Origin of the sequence: Streptomyces bambusae (assembly GCF_019400985.1) — a bacterium.
GTDB lineage: Bacteria > Actinomycetota > Actinomycetes > Streptomycetales > Streptomycetaceae > Streptomyces > Streptomyces bambusae_A.
In genome coordinates, this window is record NZ_WTFF01000139.1 from 1 (window position 1) to 19,305 (window position 19,305).

The 19,305-nt window shown below is 73.3% G+C and carries 19 protein-coding genes and 1 pseudogene; 7 read left to right on the forward strand and 13 right to left on the reverse strand.

Features of this window, described 5'->3' with window-relative positions:
* A partial coding sequence (locus tag GPJ59_RS19805; protein ID WP_219668549.1) for an alpha/beta fold hydrolase occupies positions 1-531 on the reverse strand: 531 nt, incomplete at its 3' end.
* Between the two features lie 360 nt (positions 532-891).
* Here GPJ59_RS19805 and GPJ59_RS19810 point away from each other — a divergent pair.
* A complete protein-coding gene (locus GPJ59_RS19810) occupies positions 892-1,656 on the forward strand; it encodes a GntR family transcriptional regulator (RefSeq protein ID WP_219668550.1) in 765 nt (254 codons plus the stop codon).
* An 892-nt stretch (positions 1,657-2,548) separates the two neighbouring features.
* On the opposite strand, the gene GPJ59_RS19815 is transcribed toward GPJ59_RS19810, so the two are convergent.
* The 3 genes from GPJ59_RS19815 to GPJ59_RS19825 all read right to left on the reverse strand — a co-directional run bounded on the left by GPJ59_RS19815 (position 2,549) and on the right by GPJ59_RS19825 (position 5,748).
* Entirely contained in the window at positions 2,549-3,703 is a 1,155-nt protein-coding gene (locus GPJ59_RS19815) for an ROK family transcriptional regulator (RefSeq protein WP_219668551.1), read from the reverse strand.
* Between the two features lie 199 nt (positions 3,704-3,902).
* Complete coding sequence (locus tag GPJ59_RS19820; RefSeq protein ID WP_219668552.1) at positions 3,903-4,553, reverse strand: response regulator transcription factor; 651 nt, start codon at positions 4,551-4,553, stop codon at positions 3,903-3,905.
* Positions 4,554-4,557: 4 nt separating this feature from the next.
* Complete coding sequence (locus tag GPJ59_RS19825; RefSeq protein WP_219668553.1) at positions 4,558-5,748, reverse strand: sensor histidine kinase; 1,191 nt, start codon at positions 5,746-5,748, stop codon at positions 4,558-4,560.
* Between the two features lie 108 nt (positions 5,749-5,856).
* Here GPJ59_RS19825 and GPJ59_RS19830 point away from each other — a divergent pair, with 108 nt between their 5' ends.
* The 3 genes from GPJ59_RS19830 to GPJ59_RS19840 are packed head-to-tail and all read left to right on the forward strand — an operon-like array spanning position 5,857 to position 8,048.
* Positions 5,857-6,771, forward strand: coding sequence for an ATP-binding cassette domain-containing protein (locus tag GPJ59_RS19830; protein WP_219668554.1), 915 nt, complete (start codon positions 5,857-5,859; stop codon positions 6,769-6,771).
* A gap of 52 nt (positions 6,772-6,823) precedes the next feature.
* Positions 6,824-7,573: an ABC transporter permease gene (locus GPJ59_RS19835; protein ID WP_219668555.1), complete on the forward strand. Its 750-nt coding sequence runs from the start codon at positions 6,824-6,826 to the stop codon at positions 7,571-7,573.
* Between the two features lie 40 nt (positions 7,574-7,613).
* Positions 7,614-8,048, forward strand: coding sequence for a hypothetical protein (locus GPJ59_RS19840; RefSeq protein ID WP_219668556.1), 435 nt, complete (start codon positions 7,614-7,616; stop codon positions 8,046-8,048).
* A gap of 56 nt (positions 8,049-8,104) precedes the next feature.
* On the opposite strand, the gene GPJ59_RS19845 is transcribed toward GPJ59_RS19840, so the two are convergent.
* Positions 8,105-9,040, reverse strand: a complete 936-nt coding sequence (locus GPJ59_RS19845; protein WP_219668557.1) for an AraC family transcriptional regulator — start codon at positions 9,038-9,040, stop codon at positions 8,105-8,107.
* Between the two features lie 89 nt (positions 9,041-9,129).
* Here GPJ59_RS19845 and GPJ59_RS19850 point away from each other — a divergent pair, with 89 nt between their 5' ends.
* Together GPJ59_RS19850 and GPJ59_RS19855 are read left to right on the forward strand one after the other, a co-directional pair.
* Positions 9,130-10,062, forward strand: a complete 933-nt coding sequence (locus tag GPJ59_RS19850) for an NADP-dependent oxidoreductase (protein WP_219668558.1) — start codon at positions 9,130-9,132, stop codon at positions 10,060-10,062.
* 137 nt (positions 10,063-10,199) lie between these two features.
* Positions 10,200-10,577 carry a CU044_2847 family protein gene (locus tag GPJ59_RS19855; RefSeq protein WP_219668559.1) on the forward strand — a complete coding sequence of 126 codons (378 nt, stop codon included), beginning with the start codon at positions 10,200-10,202 and terminating at the stop codon, positions 10,575-10,577.
* A gap of 146 nt (positions 10,578-10,723) precedes the next feature.
* On the opposite strand, the gene purB is transcribed toward GPJ59_RS19855, so the two are convergent.
* From purB to GPJ59_RS19875, 4 genes are all read right to left on the reverse strand, one after another.
* The gene (gene purB, locus GPJ59_RS19860; protein WP_219668560.1) at positions 10,724-12,157 is read right to left on the reverse strand and encodes an adenylosuccinate lyase; all 1,434 of its coding nucleotides are present in this window, start codon (positions 12,155-12,157) and stop codon (positions 10,724-10,726) included.
* Between the two features lie 71 nt (positions 12,158-12,228).
* Positions 12,229-13,026 (reverse strand): SGNH/GDSL hydrolase family protein, encoded by a 798-nt coding sequence (locus tag GPJ59_RS19865; RefSeq protein WP_219668561.1) that lies wholly within the window; start codon positions 13,024-13,026, stop codon positions 12,229-12,231.
* A 24-nt stretch (positions 13,027-13,050) separates the two neighbouring features.
* On the reverse strand, positions 13,051-14,070 hold the full coding sequence (locus tag GPJ59_RS19870; RefSeq protein ID WP_219668562.1) for a hemolysin family protein: 1,020 nt from the start codon (positions 14,068-14,070) through the stop codon (positions 13,051-13,053).
* Positions 14,067-15,416, reverse strand: coding sequence for a hemolysin family protein (locus GPJ59_RS19875; RefSeq protein WP_219668563.1), 1,350 nt, complete (start codon positions 15,414-15,416; stop codon positions 14,067-14,069). Before GPJ59_RS19875 ends, GPJ59_RS19870 begins: the two co-directional genes overlap by 4 nt.
* A 299-nt stretch (positions 15,417-15,715) precedes the next feature.
* Between GPJ59_RS19875 and GPJ59_RS19880 the strand changes: the two genes are divergently transcribed.
* Positions 15,716-16,186, forward strand: coding sequence for a GNAT family N-acetyltransferase (locus GPJ59_RS19880; protein ID WP_219668564.1), 471 nt, complete (start codon positions 15,716-15,718; stop codon positions 16,184-16,186).
* A gap of 58 nt (positions 16,187-16,244) precedes the next feature.
* Here the strand turns inward: GPJ59_RS19880 and GPJ59_RS19885 are convergent, their stop codons facing one another.
* The 4 genes and pseudogenes from GPJ59_RS19885 to GPJ59_RS19900 form a co-directional block, all read right to left on the reverse strand.
* Positions 16,245-16,919, reverse strand: a complete 675-nt coding sequence (locus tag GPJ59_RS19885; protein ID WP_219668565.1) for a class I SAM-dependent methyltransferase — start codon at positions 16,917-16,919, stop codon at positions 16,245-16,247.
* 125 nt (positions 16,920-17,044) lie between these two features.
* Positions 17,045-17,761: a dethiobiotin synthase gene (gene bioD, locus GPJ59_RS19890; RefSeq protein ID WP_219668566.1), complete on the reverse strand. Its 717-nt coding sequence runs from the start codon at positions 17,759-17,761 to the stop codon at positions 17,045-17,047.
* A gap of 13 nt (positions 17,762-17,774) precedes the next feature.
* Positions 17,775-19,007 (reverse strand): adenosylmethionine--8-amino-7-oxononanoate transaminase, encoded by a 1,233-nt coding sequence (locus GPJ59_RS19895; RefSeq protein WP_374200872.1) that lies wholly within the window; start codon positions 19,005-19,007, stop codon positions 17,775-17,777.
* Positions 19,008-19,113: 106 nt separating this feature from the next.
* A pseudogene (locus GPJ59_RS19900) lies at positions 19,114-19,305 on the reverse strand (biotin synthase BioB); the annotation flags it as partial.

The window sequence follows — 19,305 nt, forward strand, 5'->3', positions numbered from 1 at the left end:
GGCGTAGATCGTGCTGGTCAGCGCGGCGCGTCCGGCGGCGCTGCGGGCGAGGGCGGCGACGGCCGGACCGGGCAGCGCCCGGGCGCCCGCGCGCATCGCGCGCAGGGCTCCGAAGGCGTACCGGCGCTCCCCCTGGGTCCAGAAGCCGGCGGGGGAGAGGGCGGTGACCGACCGGACCAGTCCGCGGCGGCCCATCTCCAGCGCCAGCAGCCCGCCCAGGGAGTTGCCGGCCACGTGCGGGCGTTCGACGCCGAGGGCCGCGCAGAGGGCCCCCAGGGCCGGGACCACGGTGTCGAGGTCGTACGGGACCCCGTCGGGCAGGGCCGCGGAGGCGCCGAAGCCGGGCAGGTCGACGGCGATCACGTCGTACTCGGCGGCCAGGATGCCGGTCACCGGGTGCCAGGCCTGGAAGTGGTGGCCGATGCCGTGGAGCAGCAGGAGGGGTTCGCCCGTGCCGGTGCGCTCGTAGGCGGCGGTGGCGGTGCGGGGGCCGTGAGGGGAATCGATCGTGAAGGAGACCGTGGCGGTCATGCTGCTGCTCCTCGTCGTGCGGACGGTCAGGCGCTGTGAGACTCGCTGTCAGTAATCATTACCGCCGGGTAGCCCTCCGCTACAAGCCTCTTGACGGCCTTTGCCGGGGCTCGGCGGGCGTCGCGACTCCCCGCCGACCCGAAGCCGCCACACCCACTTCAGGCCGCCGGCGGCGCTGCGAACATCGCGTGAACGGCTTGATACGTATGCCCGATCTGCCCGGCAAAGGTATGAGGATTGGTCTTGACCAAGGGGGTGCACCGTCCTATCGTCGCAGGGATAGTGCAAGAACCTTTAATAAACAAAGGCGCGGAACTGCCGCTGGAACACGGCGATTGCAGCGAGGCAGGAGGACTCAGGGTGGGGACCACGCAGCTCGAAACGGTGCCGGAGCCGAAGTACTGGCACCTCAAGACGGTGCTCAGCGAGGCGCTCGACCGGGACTTCGAGGTCGGCGAGGTACTGCCCAACGAGCGTGAGCTCGCCGCCCGCTTCGGCGTCGCCCGCGCGACCCTGCGCCAGGCCCTGGAACAGCTGGAGCTCGAAGGCCGCCTCCAGCGCCGCCGCGGAGTCGGCACCACCGTCGCCCCGCCGCGGGTCGGCGTCGCCGTCGCCAGCGCGCAGCACGGCTGGCCGCGCGAGTCCGTCGACGGGTGGGAGCTCGTCGGTGCGAGCGACGCCGTGCCTCCCGCGGCCGTCCTGAAGCTGCTGGGCAGCGCCGAGGGCGAGGCCGTCCACACCGTACGGCGCACCCGGATCACCCAGGGGCAGGCCGTGGCGGCGGAGCTGCTGTACGTACCGGCCGCCTGCGTGCCCGGGCTGTCCCCCCTCGACGCCCCGTCCGGCCCGGCCCGGGCCCGCGCCGTCCTGCGCGAGCTCCAGAAGCTGGCGCTCGACGGCCAGGACCGCTCCGTGGAACTCGGCTCGGCCCGCGCCGACGACGCCAAGGAGCTCGACCGGCTGCCCGGCGCCCCCGTCCTGCTGGTCACCACCCGGTACTTCACCGCGGCGGGCACGGCGGCGGTCTCGGTCGCCACCTACCGCGCCGACACCTGCCGCCTCACCTTCGGCGACTCGGGCGACGTCCAGATCACCGACGCCCCAACCGTCAGCGTGGCCTCCTGAACCACGCCCACCTCGCCTGACACCTCGCCCTCACCCTCACCCTCACCCTCACCCTCTCCGTCGTCCGTGGCCCGGCCCCAGCACCCTGGGACCGGGCCACGCGCGTCGGGCACGGCGGTGTGCGGGGCGGGGGACGGGGGGAGGGGGAGCGGGCAGGCGAGCGCCGAGGACGGAAGCCGTACGGCCCCGGGGACGCCCGGGCCGATGCCGCGCAGAAGGTGACGGCCGACGGCCGGCCGGACGGCCGGTACCGCCGAGGGAGACCACGGGCCGGCAAGGGCCGGCGGAGCCGAGCAGGCGGGGCGGGCGGGGAAGCCCGCGGCCCGGTCGGCGGCGGGCAGGTGCGGGGCAGGTACGCGCGGAGGCCCGTCAGCGGCGGGTGGGGAAGCGCGCGGGGGCCCGGTCGGCGGTGGGCAGGTGAGGGAAGGTACGCGCGGAGGCCCGTCAGCGGCGGGTGGGGAAGCGCGCGGGGGCCCGGTCGGCGGTGGGCAGGTGAGGGTCCGGGGCCCGGCCAGCCGCGGGTGGATGGGGCCCCAGCCGCGGGGGAGCTGGCTCGGCCGTAGGCGGGTGGGACCTTGGGGCCGGGGAAGCCCGCTCGGCCGTAGGTGGGTGGGGACTTCAGTCGTGGGGGAGCCGGCTCGGCCGTAGGCGGGTGGGATCTGAGGGCCGGGGGAGCCGTTCGGTCGCAGGTGGGTGGGGACTTCAGTCGTGGGGCAGCTGGCTCGGCCGTAGACGCGTGGGACCTGAGGGCCGGGGAAGCCCGCTCGGCCGTAGGAGGGTGGGGACTTCAGCCGTGCGGCAGCCGGCTTGGCCGCGGGGGCGTCGGGACCGCAGCCGCCGGGAGTCCTCCCGGCCGCCGGCGGCTGGGGCTCGGGGGCGAGCGCGGGAGCGGTCAGCGGCGGGCGGTCACCGTCTTCTCGATGGCGAACAGCTCTTCCTCCGCCTGGTCCAGCGCCAGCCGCAGCGCACCGGTCGCCACCGCTGCCTCGCCCAGCAGTGACAGCGCCACGCGCGGCGGCCGCAGGCAGTAGCGGGCCAGCTCCCGGCGCAGCGGGTCCAGCACCCCGTCCAGCCCTGCCGCCCAGCCGCCGACCACCACCAGCTCCGGGTCCATGGCCAGCACCAACGCGGCGACGTCGTGCACCAGCCGCTGGATGAAACGGTCCAGCGCGGCCACCGCCCGCTCGTCCCCCCGCTTGGCCCGGGCGAACACCTCCGCCACGGCCTGCTCGTCCAGCGGGTGCAGCGGCTCCCCGGTCGTGGACAGCAGCTTCTCCGGCCTGGCCTCGCGCCCCAGCAGGTGCAGTGCGCCGATCTCCCCCGCCGCCCCGCCGAACCCGCGGTGCAGCCGCCCCCCGATCAGCGAGCCGGCCCCGGGGCTGAGGCCGGCCATCACGAACACCATGTCGTCGATGCCCTGCGCGGCCCCCTTCCAGTGCTCACCGACCGCCGCCGCGTTCGCGTCGTTCTCGACCTGGACCGGGCACCGGAACGACCGCTTCAGCCGGTCGCCGAGCGGCAGCCCGGTCCAGCCCGGCAGGGCCGTGCCCAGCCGCACCGTACCGTCGGCCTCCACGATGCCGGGACTGGCCACCCCGACCGCGCGCAACGAGTCCCGGGGCACCCCGGCACGGCGCAGCAGGTCCGCCACGCACGCCCGGACCTTCTCCAGCCGCTCGTCGGCCGACGCCGTCTCGGCGACCTCCTTCGTGCCGGCCCCGATCACCCGGCCGTCGAGGCCGGACAGCAGGGTCGCGACCCGGTGCGAGCCGATCTCGATGCCGAGCAGATGCCCGGCCTCGGCCCGGAACCGGAACCTGCGTGCAGGCCGCCCTTGCCGTCTGGCACCTTCCTCCGCGACGGCCTCGACCACCAGGCCGGTGCCCATCAGCCCCTCCACGACCCCTTCAACGGTGGGCCGGGACAACCCGGTCACCCGGGTCAGGTCCGTGAGCGTCGGCGATCCGGCCGCGCGCAGTGCCCGCAGCACCACGGCCGAATTGATCCGCCGGAGCAGAGAGGGATCCCCGCCGGTCAGCTGCCCCAACGTGTGTCCTCCCAGCTCGCGCGCCTGTCAGCCGGATCGTACTGCGCTGCCCGGGCAGCGGCGAGAAGCGGTCCCCCTGCGCCGGAACCACCCTTCCGATCAGCCCGTGGACCAGGCCGGGACCAGCCTGTGGACCAGGCCGGGGATCAGGCCGTGGATCAGCCAGCCCGTGGACCAGCCCGTGGACCAGGCCGTGGGATCAGGCCGGGGAGACGAACCCCGACTCGTACGCGGTGATCACCGCCTGGGTCCGGTCCCGCGCCCCGAGCTTCGCGAGCACGGCGCTCACATGCGACTTCACCGTCTCCGTCCCGACATACAGCTGGGCGGCGATCTCCGCGTTCGTCAGCCCCCGGGCGATCAGCCGCAGCACCACCTCCTCCCGCTCCGTCAGCGCGGCCCGCTCCAGCGTCTCCCGGGCCTCGCGGTTGCCGTACTCGGCGGCCAGCGAGCGGACCGCGGTGGGGAAGAGCAAGGTCTCGCCCTCCGCCACCAGTCGGACCGCGTGCACGATCTCCGACGGCCGGGCCCGCTTGAGCAGGAACCCGTCCGCCCCGGCCCGCAGCGCCCGGTAGACGTACTCGTCGTTCTCGAAGGTGGTGACGACCAGGATCTTCGGTGGATCGGGGATCGTCCTCAGGACCGCCTTCGTCGCCTCGATGCCGTCCAGCAGCGGCATCCGCACGTCCATCGCCACCACGTGCGGCCGCAACTGCCGGACGAGCGGGATCACGGCCGCCCCGTCGGCGGCCTCCCCCACCACCTCGATGTCGGGCTGGGCTTCGAGAACGGCGCGCAGACCCGCGCGGACCAGGGGTTCGTCGTCGACGAGAAGTACGGTGACCGGCATCCGGTCAGCCTATTCGGTCCAACGGAAGCCGGACGCGCACCCTCCAATCCCCCTTGTGCGGACCGGAATCAGCCCTTCCGCCCAGCAGCGCCGCGCGCTCCCGCAGCCCGCGCAGCCCGCTCCCCGAACCCTGCATGGCCGGCGGCCGCCCTGTCGGCAGCGGATTGGTCACCTCCAGGTCGAGTCGGCCGACGTCCATCTCGACCCGCACCCGCACGGGCACCGGACCGCAGTGGCGCAGCACGTTCGTGAGCGCCTCCTGCAGGATCCGGTACCCCTCACGGGTGACCGGCCCGGGCAACTGCTCCAGCGGACCTGACAGTTCCGCATCGACCTCCGCCCCTGATGCACGCGCCGAGTCCAGCAGCCGGTCAGCCTCCGTGAGCGTGGGCCGCTGCGACACCGGCTGAGCCGACTCGCGCAGGACGAGGAGCACGCGCTCCAGGTCCTCCAGCGCCGCGCGGCCCGTCTCCTCGATCGCGATCAACGCCCGCTCGGTGAACTCGGGGTCCCCCGCCGCCCGCGCCGCGCCCGCCTGCATCACGGCCACGGTCAGCGCGTGACCGATCGAATCATGCAACTCCCGTGCGATCCGCGTCCGTTCCAACAGGTTCTCGGTGCGCTTCTCCAGGGCCGTCATCCGCTCGGCGGCCGACGGGCCCAGCAGCCGTGCGGCGATCGTGGTGACCAGCCGCCCCAGGAGGACCACTATCAGCAGCAGCAGGACGATCGGCACGGGGATCAGGACGGCATACAGCCACGGTGGTGGCAGCGCCGGCAGCAGCAGCGTCAGCATCGGGTCGCCGGTCAGCGGCTGGCCGAACGCGCCCTGGAGGAGCTCGACCGTCATGGCCGGCAGCCAGACGGTGGGGTACATCGCCAGGAAGGCGAGGACCAGCCGTATCTCCAGCCACAGCACGGTGCGCCACCGGTCGCCCCATCTGGCGGAAACTGTCGTCGAGACGATCGGCTCGTCCGCCTGGCGGTCGCGCGGGACGAGCAGGAACTGGGCCTGGAGGCCCTCGGCGAGGCGGACCCAGGGAATCAGTCCGAGGGGCGCGATGATCAATGCCGGCATCCACGGCCAGGCAGGCTCTATGAACATCCAGACCGCGACCACGAGTGTGGGCACGACGAGATGCAGCCAGCGGGAGTACGTCACTCCCTGGAGCGGTGCGCGAATGAGACTGTGCATGCGTGCATCGTGACAGGCGGACGATCACCGGCGTCTCCCCCGTGCGGGGGAGACGATCCCCCCGGACGGGGGAGGAACGGGGAGGGGGGCTGCGGCGAGTCTTGAGCCATGAACGAGATCGAGATCCGCGAACTCACCAGGGAATACGGCACGACCCGGGCCGTGGACCACCTCACCTTCGATGTCCTGCCGGGACGGGTCACCGGCTTCCTCGGCCCCAACGGCGCCGGCAAGTCCACCACGATGCGCCTGCTGCTGGGCCTGGACCGGCCCACCTCCGGCACCGCCACGATCGGCGGGCACCGCTACACCGACTTCACGGACCCGCTGTACCACGTCGGCGCCCTCCTGGACGCGCAGGCGGCCCACGGCGGCCGCACCGCCCGCGACCACCTGCTCGCCCTCGCCGTCAGCAACCGCATCCCCACCCGCAGGGTGGACGAGGTCCTGGAGCGCGCCGGAATGGCCGCGGCCGCCCGACGCCGCGTCAAGACCTTCTCACTGGGCATGCGCCAGCGCCTCGGCATCGCCGCCGCCCTGCTGGGCGACCCGGGCGTGCTGCTGCTGGACGAGCCCACCAACGGGCTCGACCCCGAGGGCATCATCTGGATACGCGAGCTGATGCGCGAGCTGGCGACGGAGGGCCGCACCGTCCTGGTCTCCAGCCACCTGATGGGGGAGACCGCCCTCCTGGCGGACCACCTGGTCGTCCTCGGCCGGGGCAAGCTGCTGGCCGACATGTCGATGAAGGACTTCATCGATGCACACAGCACGGCCAGGACCCGGATGCGCACCACGGATCCGATACGGCTGCGCGCCACCCTCGCCCGCGAAGGGCTGGAACTGGTGGACGCCGGAGACGGCGTCTGGACCGTGGAGGGCATTCCGGCCGTACAGCTCGGGAGCCTCGCCGCCCGCGAAGGCATCCCCATGCTGGAGCTCGCCGACGAACGCCCCTCGCTGGAACAGGCCTACCTCGGCCTCACCGCGGAGCACGCCCAGTTCACGTCCGCCCGCCCCTGACATCCGCTGTCACCCGCCCCTGACGCCCGTTCCCACCCAAGGAGGCTCCGCCATGAGCACCGCTCTGCCCACCATCCCCGTCCTGCACGCAGAATGGATCAAGATACGGTCCCTCCGTGGCACGCTTACGGCGCTGACGTCCGTCCTCGTGGCGACGGCCGGCATCCAGACCCTCACCGCCGCGGCGATCGGCACGGCCGAAGCCGGCAGCATGGGCAGCGATCCCCTGCTCGCCGCCTACTACGGCATCAACTTCGGCCAGATAGCCGCCATCGCCTTCGGGGCGAGCGCCTTCTCCGCCGAGTTCCACAACGGCGCCCTGCGGACCACCCTGACGGCCGTGCCGGACCGGACGCGCTTCTACCTGTCGAAGATCTCCATGGTGGCCCTGCTCGTCTTCCTGGTCGGCGAGGTCACAGGGTTCGTCACCTTCGTCGCCGGCCAGCAGTTCATGGGACAGTACGCGATCGATCTGGGCGCGCCGGGCACGGTCAGGGCGATCGTCGGCAGCGGTGTCTACCTGACGCTCATGGCGCTCTTCGCCGCGGGACTGACGGCCGTGCTGCGCAGCGGGGCGGCGGTGCTGAGCCTCCTCATACCGTTCGTGCTCATGGTCTCCTTCATCGTGGGCGAGGCCGCGGGCGGGTTCGCCCAGTTCATGCCCGACCGCGCCGGACAGATGGTCATGCGCATCGAGGCACACGGGGACCTGGGTCCCTGGACGGGTCTGGGAGTGCTGGCGCTGTGGGCCGGGGCTGCGGTGACGGCCGGCTGGATCGCGATACGCCGCCGCAACGCGTGACGCCGGGCCAGTTGTCAGTGGTCGCCGGGATACTGGCGGCATGACCACGGCAGAGCATCTCGAGACGATCGACCGGCTCCGGACGCGTGACTTCCCCGACGTCCGGGGGCGGTCCGAGGTGGGCGTCAGCGGGCCCGGCTACCACCTCGCGGAGCTGGGCGGGAGCCGCTGGTACGGGGACGAGGACGCGGCCGGGCGGGTGGCCGCGGAGGACCAGGCCTCGGCCGAGTACGCGGCGCTCATACTGCGGCTGACCGAGCGGTGGGGCGAGCCGGACGTGTTCTGGCTGGCCGGGCTGCGGGCGCGCTCGATCGGCGAGGAGCTCCCGCAGCCGTGGCAAGAAGTGTGCGGGGCCACGGACCACGTGCACCTCTGGCAGATCGAGGGCCGCTGGATCGCCGTGTACGTGGGCCAGTGGGGCGCGGACCACTCGCCACAGCTGACGGCCATGGTCACCGTGGTCGACCCGCCGTAGACGGGCGAGGCACCCAGCCGGGCACGAATGAACGGGCCCAGGTGTGCCGCTGCGGGTCAGCTCTTCCGCCGGTAGGCCCCGGGTGCGGTCCCGTGCGTGCGTTTGAACGCGTTGGCGAAGGCGAACTCGGAGGTGTAGCCCACCTGGGCGGCAATGGATCTCAGCGGTGCGTCCGATGTCCTGAGCAGGCGCGCTGCCGTGGTCATCCGCCACCACGTCAGATAGCCGAGGGGCGGTTGGCCGACCAGCCGGGCGAAGCGCCTGGCGAAGGGTGCCCGGGAGAGCCCGGACTCCGCAGCGAGCTTCGCCACTGTCCAGGGGGCTGCCGGATCGCGGTGGATGGCGTGGAGGGCGGCGGTGACCGTCGGGTCGTTCAGCGCGGCGGCCCATCCGGTGGTGTCCCCTCCGGTGGGCCGTTCGGTGAACCAGATGCGCAGGATGTAGAGCAGCAGTGTGTCCAGGAGCGCGGGGACGGCCGCGTCCGTGCCCAGGCTCGGGGTCTCCAGCTCGGCGGCCAGCAGCTTCACCGCCCAGTCCAACTCGACACGGCGGTCCGGGTGCGCCGGCAAGTGGATCAGATCCGGGAGGGTCAGCAACAGCGGGTGTGTGCGGGACGGATCGAGCTGGTACGCCCCGCAGAGCAAGACGGTGGCCGGACCACCGGCTCCGCTCCTGTCGACGCTGTCCGAGGCGTAGGCGGCGTGCGGTTCCGGGTCCTCGGGGCCGCAGGCAGGGGCTGTCACCGGGGTTTCGGGGCTGTCGGCCAGCGCGTGCCCGCTGCCGTGAGGCAGGAACACCACGTCACCCGTGCGCAGTTGGACGGGCTCCGCCTCCGCAGGCAGGAGCCAGCAGGAACCCTGCAGGATCACCTGGAAACCGGCAGACCCCGGTACGGAAGCGAACTCCTGCCCCCACGGGGCATGCCACCGCACATACGCGGACCGGGGCCGGCCGGTCCGCGTCACCGCGACTACGTCGCTGAGTACATCCATTCCCTGAGAGTACGGGCGCGAGATGAACGCGTATGAAGTGGGCAGTATCGCGCATGGATCGTCTTCATCTGCGTTCGTAGGTTCATGGCATGACGATGATGAAGACCGCACGTATCCACGAGTACGGCGATGCCTCCGCGATTCGCTACGACGATGTTCCGCTTCCGCGACCCGCCTTTGGTGACGTGCTCATCCGTGTCGCCGCGACCTCGTTCAATCCCACCGAGGCCGCGTTGCGGGCCGGACTGCTGCAGGCGTTCCTCCCCGTGGAGTTGCCCTACACCCTCGGCTGGGACGTCGCCGGTACCGTGGCCGAGGTCGGCGCAGGGGTGGAGGGCTTCGCCGTCGGCGACCGGGTCGTCGGACGGCTCGACAGCGGGGGTGCGGCTGCCGAGTACGCCCGGGCGCCTGCCGCCGTGCTGACCGCGGCACCGAAGTCCGTCCCTCTCGCGCACGCTGCGGCGCTTCCCGTCGCCGGCCTGACGGCCTGGCAGGCGGTGTTCGAGCACGGGAAGGTGGAGACGGGCCAGCGGGTGCTGGTCAACGGTGCGGGTGGCGGCGTCGGAGGCTTCGTCACGCAGCTTGCCAAGCACGCGGGGGCCGAGGTGATCGCCACGGCCGGTCCTCGGAGCACCGAGGCAGTCCTGCGGCAGGGCGCGGACCACGTCGTCGACTACACAGCCCGACCGGTGTCCGCCGCGCTCGACGGCCCGGTGGACACGCTGCTCAACCTCGTCCCGCTGAGCCCGCAGGACGCCGCGGCTCTGGCCCCTCTGGTGCGCGCGGGCGGGCGGATCGTGTCGATCGCAACCCCGATCGAGCCGCCTGCCGACGCCGGCGTGAGTGCGATGCACATGGTCGCCCGCAACGATGTCGCGCACCTGGGGGCGCTCGTGGAACTCGTCGACGCGGGCGCGATCGGCATCGACATCAGCGCATCGCGTCCACTGGCCGACCTCGCCGACGTCCACCGCCTCGGCCAAGCCGGCCGGACCCGGGGCAAGGTCCTCATCATCCCCTGAGTCCAGGCGGCCCCCTACCTGTCCCCGGGCCCGGGCGAGCAGCGGCGGCCGACGGCCGGGTCGCGCGGGCCGGTGGGGGAAGAATCCCGGTAGCCGGGGCAACCGGGACCGCGGCGGGGCGGGGCGGGGTGGGGGCGATGGAGCGTCGGATTCAGGAGATCGAGTTGCCGGGCGGGGAGACCGTACTGGCCCGGGTGAGTGTGCTCCGTCCGGAGGAAGTGCCGGATTCCGCTGAGGACTTCGGCTATGAGGACGTCGGCGCGCTCGACCAGCTGACCGCCCGGGTCGACCAGCTGGGCCAGCTGGTGAGCGGCCTGGGAACCGCCGTGCGGCGCGCGGCGGCGGCCGCGGCGCCCGACGAGATCAGCGCCACGTTCGGGATCGAACTCGTGTCCAAGCCGGGCAGGGCCGTGGCCATCCTCGCCGACGGTGAGGCGAGGGCGGCGATCGAGGTGACCCTCACCTGGCGGCTGCGTGGCGGCGGGCCGGCGGATTCCGCCTCAGACATGGGATGACCCCTCCGAAGACTCACCGGGTCCATCGGGCAGCTCTCGCGTAGCTCACGTAGCTCACGCAGATCACGTAGAACGTAGATTACGTAGCTCACGACGTGGTCCCCGGAAGCGCTGCGGCGCAGGTGCTCATGTCGTGACGGAATCCGTCAGAGGATCGATCCCGGCGTGTAGCCCGCGGCCTCCGGGTGCTGCTTGGTGATCTCCTCGATCCGCGAGACGACCGTGGCGACCTGGTCGCCCGCCGCACCCGTGAAGGACAGCTTGTCGGCCATCAGGGCGTCGAGCTGCGCGCGGTCCAGCGGGATGCGGTCGTCGGCGGCGAGCTTGTCCAGCAGCTCGTTGCGCTCGGCGCCCTGCTCGCGCATGGCGAGGGCGGAGGCGACCGCGTGCTCCTTGATGACCTCGTGGGCGACCTCGCGGCCCACTCCGGCGCGCACGGCGCCCATCAGCACCTTGGTGGTGGCCAGGAAGGGCAGGTAGCGGTCGAGCTCACGGGCCACGACCGCCGGGAAGGCGCCGAACTCGTCCAGCACCGTCAGGAAGGTCTCCAGCAGGCCGTCGAACGCGAAGAACGCGTCGGGCAGGGCCACCCGGCGCACCACGGAGCAGGAGACGTCGCCCTCGTTCCACTGGTCGCCGGCCAGCTCGGCGGTCATGGAGGCATAGCCGCGCAGGATGACCATCAGGCCGTTCACGCGCTCGCAGGAGCGGGTGTTCATCTTGTGCGGCATCGCCGACGAGCCGACCTGGCCCGGCTTGAAGCCCTCGGTGACCAGCTCGTGCCCGGCCATCAGGCGGACGGTCTTGGCGATGGAGGACGGCGCGGCGGCCAGCTGCACCAGAGCCGTGACCACGTCGTAGTCCAGGGAGCGCGGGTAGACCTGGCCGACCGAGGTGAAGGCGTGGGCGAAGCCCAGGTGCGCGGCGATGCGCTGCTCCAGCTCGGCGAGCTTGCCGGCGTCGCCGCCGAGCAGGTCGAGCATGTCCTGGGCGGTGCCGACCGGGCCCTTGATCCCGCGCAGCGGGTAGCGGCCCAGCAGGTCCTCCAGGCGGCCGTAGGCGACGAGCAGCTCGTCGGCGGCGGTCGCGAAGCGCTTGCCGAGGGTGGTGGCCTGGGCGGCGACGTTGTGCGAGCGGCCGGCCATGACCAGCTCGGCGTGCTCGCCGGCCAGCTTGCCCAGGCGGGCCAGGACGGCGACCGTGCGGTCCCGGGCCAGTTCCAGGGAGAGGCGGATCTGGAGCTGCTCGACGTTCTCGGTGAGGTCCCGGGAGGTCATTCCCTTGTGGACGTGCTCGTGACCGGCGAGGGCGTTGAACTCCTCGATCCGGGCCTTCACGTCGTGGCGGGTGACCTTCTCGCGCGCGGCGATGGAGGGCAGGTCGACCTGGTCCAGGACACGCTCGTAGTCGGCGAGGGCCTCGCCGGGGACCTCGATGCCGAGGTCCTTCTGGGCGCGCAGCACGGCGAGCCACAGCCGCCGCTCCAGCGTCACCTTGTACTCGGGGGACCACAGGACGGCGAGCTCCGGAGAGGCGTAGCGGCCGGCCAGGACATTGGGGATGCGGGGCTTGGCTGTCACGTGCAGAGATTCTACTTGCGCCCCGACTGTGCGTTTACGCAGGTCCGGGCCCCGCTCCCGATTGTGTGTTGCTACGAGGGCCCGGTCGCGCCGGGGTGCGCAGCCGCGTACGGGAGCAGCTCGGGCCGTTTGGGTGCCCGGCCGTCCCCGGAGGACCGGCCGGTCAGGCGGCGGCCGATCCAGGGCAGCAGGTGCTCCCGCGTGAACCTCAGGTCCTCCGCGCGGCGCGCCGCCCAGCCCGCCGCCCGGGCCGGCGGCAGTTCCGCCCGCCAGTCCTCGCCGGGCGGCAGTCCGAGGGTCTGCCACACCGCCTCGGCCACCCGCCGGTGGCCCTCGTCCGTCAGGTGCAGCCGGTCCACGTCCCACAACCTGGGGTCGCCGAGGACCGGGGCGCCGTAGAGGTCCACGACGAGGGCCCCGTGGCGCGCGGCGAGCTCCTCGACGACGGCGAACAGCTCCTCCATCCGGGGCCGGAAGCGCTCCATGACGGGGCCGTTGCGGCCGGGCGAGCGCATCAGCACCAGCTGCTTGCAGGCGGGCGCCAGCCGTTCCACGGCCTCCTCCAGCCGGCCGCGCACCCGGCCCATGTCCACCTTCGGGCGCAGCGCGTCGTTCAGGCCGCCCACCAGGGTCACCACGTCCGCCCGCATCGCGGCGGCCGTGCTCACCTGCTCGTCCACGATCTGCCCGATCAGCTTCCCGCGGACGGCGAGGTTGGCGTACCGGAAACCCGGTTCGCGGGCGGCGAGCCGGGCGGCCAGCAGATCGGCCCAGCCCCGGTAGGTGCCGTCCGGCAGCGCGTCGGACATCCCCTCGGTGAAGGAGTCGCCGACCGCGACGAAACTGGTGTAAGACGCATTCATCTCCATGGCGCCTGCGATGTTACCGCGCGGTCAGGTAGTGGTGGGGCGGCCGAACAGCTCGTGCAGCACGTCCTCCATCGTGACCAGGCCGGCCAGCGCCCCGTCCGCGTCCAGGACCGCCGCCAGATGGGTCCGGCTGCGCCTCATCGCCGTGAGTACGTCGTCCAGCGGGGTCTCGGCCCGTACCTGCGCGATCGGCCGGAGCACCGACGGCGGGAACGGCTCGTCGCGCGAGGGCGCGTCCAGGGCGTCCTTGACGTGCAGATAGCCCATGATCATGCGCTGCTCGTCCACGACCGGGAAGCGGGAGTACCCCGTCCGCGCCGAGAGCCGCTCCAGCTCGTCCGGGGTGATCCCCAGGCGGGCCGAGACCACCCGGTCGGCGGGCAGCACCACGTCGGCGACCGGGCGTCGGCCCAGCTCCAGGGCGTCGTGCAGCCGCTCGCCGGCCCGGCCGTCGATGAGCCCGGCCTCGCGGGAGTCCCGCACGATCCGGGCCAGCTCGTCGTCCGAGAACGTCGCGGACACCTCGCCCTTGACCTCCACCCGCAGCAGCCGCAGGAGGGTGTTGGCGAAGGCGTTCACCGTGAAGATCACCGGCCTGATGGCCCGGGTGAGCGTGACCAGCGGCGGTCCGAGCAACAGGGCCGTGCGCACCGGCTCCGACAGCGCCACGTTCTTCGGGACCATCTCGCCGAACAGCATGTGCAGGTACGTCGCCAGCGTCAGCGCCACCGCGAAGGAGATCGCGTGCGTGACGCCACCGGGGACGCCGACGGCGTCGAGCAACGGCGTCAGCAGGTGGGCGATGGCGGGCTCGGCCACCACACCCAGCACCAGCGTGCACAGCGTGATGCCCAGCTGCGCCGCCGCCATCAGCGCGGACACGTGCTCCAGGGCCCACAGCACGCTGCGCGCGCGGCGGTCGCCCCGCTCGGCGTACGGCTCGATCTGGCTGCGCCGGACCGAGATGAGCGCGAATTCCGCACCGACGAAGACGGCGTTGACGACGAGGGTCGCCAGGCCGATCAGCAACTGGACGACGGTCATCGGGCATCCTCCGCCCCGTGGCCGGCACTGTCGCCGTGCGGCTCGACAGGTTCGTGCAGCAGCACGCGCGCGGCGCGCCGCCCGCTGGCGTCCACCACGTCCAGCCGCCAGCCGTCCAGCTCAAGGCTGTCGCCGACGGCCGGTATCCGGCCCAGCCGGGTGGCTATGAGGCCGGCCAGGGTCTCGTAGGGCCCGTCCGGCACGCGCAGCCCGATCCGCTCCAGCTGGTCGGTACGCGCAGCGCCGTCCGCCGAGTACAGGCGGCGTCCGTACGCGTCCGAACCGGCCGGGGCCAGGTCCGGGGTCTCGTGCGGGTCGTGCTCGTCGCGCACCTCGCCGACGACCTCCTCGACGATGTCCTCCAGGGTGGCGACGCCCGCCGTGCCGCCGTACTCGTCGATGACCACCGCCATCGTCCGGCGGCCGGAGAGCCGGTCCAGCAGCCGGTCCACGGTCAGTGACTCGGGCACCAGCAGCGGCTCGCGCAGCAGCCGCTCGACGGGACAGCGGCGCCGCTGCTCCGCCGGCAGGGCCAGGACGTCCTTGATGTGGACCGTGCCGACGACGGTGTCCAGGCTGCCCCGGTAGACCGGGAAGCGGGACAGGCCCGTGGCCATGGTGGCGTTCGCGACGTCCTGGGCGGTCGTGGACACGTCCAGGGCGGTGACCTGGACGCGTGGGGTCATGACATTCTCCGCGGTCAGGTCGGCGAGGTTCAGCGTGCGCACGAACAGCTCCGCGGTGTCCTTCTCCAGCGCACCCTCCTTGGCGGAGTGCCGGGCCAGGGCCACCAGCTCCTGCGGGGTCCGCGCCGAGGCCAGCTCCTCGGCGGGCTCCATGCCCAGCCGGCGGACCAGGTGGTTCGCGGTGCCGTTGAGGTGGTGGATGAACGGCTTGAAGCACGCGGTGAAGACCCGCTGCATGGTGGCCACCCGCTTGGCGACGGCCAGCGGGGACGAGATCGCCCAGTTCTTGGGCACGAGCTCGCCGACGACCATGAGGACGACGGTGGACAGGACCGTGCCGAGGACCAGGGCGGTGGAGGAGGCCGTACCGGCCGACAGGCCGACCGCCTCGAACGGCCCTTGGAGCAGCGCGGCGATGGACGGCTTGGAGATCATGCCGATGACCAGGCCGGTCACCGTGATGCCCAGCTGTGCCCCGGACAGCTGGAAGGTCAGGCCGCGGACGGCGGCCAGCGCGCTGTCGGCGCCCCGCTCACCGCGCTCCACGGCCCGTTCGAGCTCGCTGCGCTCGACCGTGGTCAGCGAGAACTCGGCGGCGACGAAGGCACCGCAGGCGACGCAGAGCAGCAGCGCCACGACGAGCAGAAGCACTTCGGTCATCGGTTCACCTCCGTCCCATGGTCGGCCAAGGGGCGGGGGACCGCGCGGTGTCGGTCGCCGAGGGGGCGGGGGACCGCGCGGTGCCGGTCGCCGAGGTGGCGGGTGTCGCGATGTCGGGTACTGGGAGGCTCGCCCATGGGCGGACGCTCACGCCTTTCGGTCGGACGGGTCGGGAGGACCGGACGGGTCGAGAGGATCTGTTGCTCACATGGTAAAGGACGGGCAAAGTGATCGCTCGGGTTGTCCAGCCCGTGGAATCCGCTGGTGACCGGCCGCCGCCCCGTGCTTGGGTGCCGATCATGACCGACGTCACTGGCACCACCCACCCCACCGGCTTCCCCGCCCCCACGCTGCGCGCCGCCGGTCCCGCCGACGCCGCCGTGGTGCTCGGCTTCTGGCGGACGGCGGCCGAGGGCACGTCCGTCACGGACGACCTCGACGGGGTCACCCGTCTGATCACCCGCGACCCGCAGGCCCTGATCCTCGCCGAGCACGACGGCCGGCTCGTCGGTACCGTGATCGCCGGCTACGACGGCTGGCGGTGCTCCCTGTACCGGCTCGCGGTGCACCCGGACCACCGCCGCCAAGGCATTGCGAAGGCTCTGCTCCAGGCCGCGGAACGCCGATTCCGCGCCCTGGGCGGCCGCCGCGGCGACGCGATGGTCCTGGAGGCCAACCGGCGCGCCCAGCACGCCTGGACCGCCGCCGGCTACCACCGCGAGGACCACTGGCGCCGCTGGGTCAAGCCCTTCCCGTCCGAGGGGTCCTGAGCCCGCCCGAGGAGGCCTGGGCCCGCCCGACACGGTGTCAGACCACCCCCGCCCCCCGTCAGTCGAGCGAGCGGCGGGCCGTGCCGATGACGCAGTACGAGCTCGGGAGCGCGGGCCCGCGCTCGGGCAGCCGCAGGCTGCGCTGCGCCACGATGCGGAAGCCCGCCGCCTCGATCGCGGCGAGCGGGTCCCGCGCGGTGTGGCAGCCGCCGAACAGCCGCGGCCACACGGTCCGGTCCAGCGCCCGCTGCACGGCCGCCATGCCGGGCCCGGGCGCCAGCCCGTGCTCGAAGAACCGCAGTTCCGCTCCGGGGCGCAGCACCCGGTGCAGCTCCGCGAGCGAGCGCGGCAGGTCGCGTACGGTGCACAGCACCAGCGAGGCCACGGCCGCGTCGAAGGCCTCGCTCTTGACGGGCAGTGCCTCGGCCGCACCCGGGACCACGTCCACCGGGACCTCCGCGTGCAGCGCCGCCTCGACCGCGAGCCGGCGCAGCGTGCGCTCCGGCTCCACCGCGACCACCTCGGAGACGGCACGCGGGTAGTGGGCGAAGTTCAGCCCGTTGCCCGCGCCGATCTCGATCACCCGGCCCGACAGCCCGCCCAGCAGCTCCCGCCGCAGGGCGGCGACCCCGCCACGGGCGTCGGCCTGCACGCTCACCAGCGCGTAGAAGCGGGCGAAGAGCGGGTGGTGGACGGCGTCCCGGGGCAACGGCCGGTGGGGGCGCAGGGACATGACGGACCTCCTCGGGCGGACGTACGCACATCTTCAGTCTTCCCCGGCCTCCCGGGCCGCGGAACACGTCCGCACACCACCCGGCCGTCCCCGCGCAGCGGGAAGACCCGTCCCCCGCCCGGCCGTCAGGCCCAGCGGGCGGTGAACTCCGCCGCCGACCAGGTGCCGCCCAGCTCCGGGGCCAGCCAGGCCGGGGCGGCCGCCCGGAACGCGTCCGGGGCGAGGGCGCCCGAGCCCTCGGGGACCGCGCCGAGCAGCGGAGCGGCCGCGACCGCGGGCAGGTCGGCCAGGTTGCACCGGCAGGCCAGGTCCGGCTCGGCGGGCCAGCTGCCGACCACGACTCCCAGCTGCTCAAGGCTTCGCGCCCGCAGGGCTTCGGCCGTCAGGGCCGCGGAGTTGAGGGTCCCGAGGACCGCGGGGACCACCACCAGGACCGGGGCGCCGAGCAGCCGGGCCGCGTCGGCGAGCGTGTGGCCCGCCCCGTCGTAGCGGACGAGCAGCCCGCCCGCGCCCTCGACCAGGACCAGGTCGTGCTCGGCGGCGAGCTTCTCCGCCGCGGTGGCGATCTCGTCCGGCGACACGGCGGGCCGCCCGCAGCGGCGGGCCGCCGTGTCCGGGGCCAACGGCTCCGGATAGCGGGCCAGTTCCACCGGGGTCACGCCCGCGCCGGCGAGCCGGACGACCTCCGCCGCGTCCCCCGGCTCGTGCGGTCCGACGCCGGTCTGGGCCGGCTTGAGCACCGCCACCGAACGCCCGGCCGCCACCGCGGCGGCCGCGACCGCCGCGGTGACCACGGTCTTTCCGATCTCCGTGCCCGAACCGGACACGACCACGACACTCATCGCAGCCCCAGCCTCATCCTTCTCGCGCCGCCGCGACCACCGCGCGGCAGATCCGTGCGACATCGCCGTCCGGAGTCACGAACGGAGGCATGGTGTAGACGAGGTCCCGGAACGGCCGCAGCCACACGCCCTCGCGCACCGCCGCCCGGGTCGCCGCCGCCATGTCCACCGGGTGGTCCAGCTGGACCACGCCGATCGCGCCGAGCACCCGTACCTCGCGCACCCCCGGCAGCGCCTGCGCCGCCGCGAGCCCCTCGCGCAGGCCGGTCTCGATCCGCTTGACCTCGCGCGCCCAGTCCTGGCCGAGCAGCAGGTCGATCGAGGCCAGTGCCACGGCCGAGGCCAGCGGGTTGCCCATGAACGTCGGCCCGTGGGCCAGCACCGGCACCTCGCCCCGCGAGATCCCGTCCGCCACCCGCGGGGTGCACAGCGTCGCGGCCATCGAGAGGTAGCCGCCGGTCAGCGCCTTGCCGACGCACATCACGTCGGGGCTGATCCCGGCGTGGTCCGCCGCGAACAGCGCGCCGGTGCGCCCGAACCCGGTCGCGATCTCGTCGAGCACGAGCAGTACGTCGTACTCGTCGCACAGCTCGCGCAGGACCCGCAGGTAGCCGGGGGAGTGGTAGCGCATGCCGCCCGCGCCCTGCACGACCGGCTCGACGATCACCGCGGCCAGCTCGTCCGCGTGCGCGGCGATCCGCTCGCGCAGGTGGGCGGCGTACGCGGGATCGACCGGGGCGTCGAAGCCGCCGGGCGGCGCGTCCGCGAACACCTGCCGCTGCAGCACCCCCGACCACAGCTCGTGCATCCCGCCCTCGGGGTCGCACACGGACATCGGCTGCCAGGTGTCACCGTGGTAGCCGCCGCGCCAGGTCAGCAGCCGGTTCTTGGCCGGCCGGCCCAGCGAACGCCAGTACTGCAGGCACATCTTGACGGCGACCTCGACCGACACCGATCCGGAGTCGCTGAGGAAGACGTGCTCCAGCCCCGCCGGGGTGATCTCCACCAGCTTCGCGGCCAGCCGCACGGCGGGCTCGTGGGTGAGCCCGCCGAACATCACGTGCGCCATCCGGCCCAGCTGCTCGCGGACGGCGCGGTCGAGCACCGGGTGGCCGTAGCCGTGGATCGCCGACCACCAGGAGGACATGCCGTCGACCAGCTCGTCCTGCCCGTACGCCGGTACGCCCAGCCGCAGCCGGACGCCCGAGGCGGAGGCGACCACGAGGGGCTCCTGCCGCCCGGGCATCGGGCCGTACGGGTGCCAGACGTGCTGCCGGTCCAGGCCCAGCAGCACGTCCGCGGGCAGCGCCGGGTCGAGCCGATCAGGACGGTGCCGATCAGGACGGTGCTGATCAGGCATTGGGCGCGAGGTCCGTTCCCGCGCCGCGCCGCCGTACGGCCACCAACTCCGGACGCACCTCGCCCGGCGCCGCCTGGGCGGGGGTGTCCTGCGCCGCGTCCGCCGACACGGCAGCGTCCGTGGCGGCGGCCGCCACCGGCTCCGCCGCGTGCGAGCCGCAGCCGCCGCACCCGGAGCCGCAGCC

Excerpts from the sequence above, each read along its gene's own strand:
- GPJ59_RS19820 (WP_219668552.1), bottom strand. The coding sequence starts at position 4,553 with ATGCCGGTCACCGTACTTCTCGTCGACGACGAACCCCTGGTCCGCGCG.
- GPJ59_RS19825 (WP_219668553.1), bottom strand. The coding sequence starts at position 5,748 with ATGCACAGTCTCATTCGCGCACCGCTCCAGGGAGTGACGTACTCCCGC.
- GPJ59_RS19830 (WP_219668554.1), top strand. The coding sequence starts at position 5,857 with ATGAACGAGATCGAGATCCGCGAACTCACCAGGGAATACGGCACGACC.
- GPJ59_RS19835 (WP_219668555.1), top strand. The coding sequence starts at position 6,824 with ATGAGCACCGCTCTGCCCACCATCCCCGTCCTGCACGCAGAATGGATC.
- GPJ59_RS19840 (WP_219668556.1), top strand. The coding sequence starts at position 7,614 with ATGACCACGGCAGAGCATCTCGAGACGATCGACCGGCTCCGGACGCGT.
- GPJ59_RS19845 (WP_219668557.1), bottom strand. The coding sequence starts at position 9,040 with ATGGATGTACTCAGCGACGTAGTCGCGGTGACGCGGACCGGCCGGCCC.
- GPJ59_RS19850 (WP_219668558.1), top strand. The coding sequence starts at position 9,130 with ATGACGATGATGAAGACCGCACGTATCCACGAGTACGGCGATGCCTCC.
- GPJ59_RS19855 (WP_219668559.1), top strand. The coding sequence starts at position 10,200 with ATGGAGCGTCGGATTCAGGAGATCGAGTTGCCGGGCGGGGAGACCGTA.
- GPJ59_RS19865 (WP_219668561.1), bottom strand. The coding sequence starts at position 13,026 with ATGGAGATGAATGCGTCTTACACCAGTTTCGTCGCGGTCGGCGACTCC.
- GPJ59_RS19870 (WP_219668562.1), bottom strand. The coding sequence starts at position 14,070 with ATGACCGTCGTCCAGTTGCTGATCGGCCTGGCGACCCTCGTCGTCAAC.
- GPJ59_RS19875 (WP_219668563.1), bottom strand. The coding sequence starts at position 15,416 with ATGACCGAAGTGCTTCTGCTCGTCGTGGCGCTGCTGCTCTGCGTCGCC.
- GPJ59_RS19880 (WP_219668564.1), top strand. The coding sequence starts at position 15,716 with ATGACCGACGTCACTGGCACCACCCACCCCACCGGCTTCCCCGCCCCC.
- GPJ59_RS19885 (WP_219668565.1), bottom strand. The coding sequence starts at position 16,919 with ATGTCCCTGCGCCCCCACCGGCCGTTGCCCCGGGACGCCGTCCACCAC.
- bioD (WP_219668566.1), bottom strand. The coding sequence starts at position 17,761 with ATGAGTGTCGTGGTCGTGTCCGGTTCGGGCACGGAGATCGGAAAGACC.
- GPJ59_RS19895 (WP_374200872.1), bottom strand. The coding sequence starts at position 19,007 with ATGCCCGGGCGGCAGGAGCCCCTCGTGGTCGCCTCCGCCTCGGGCGTC.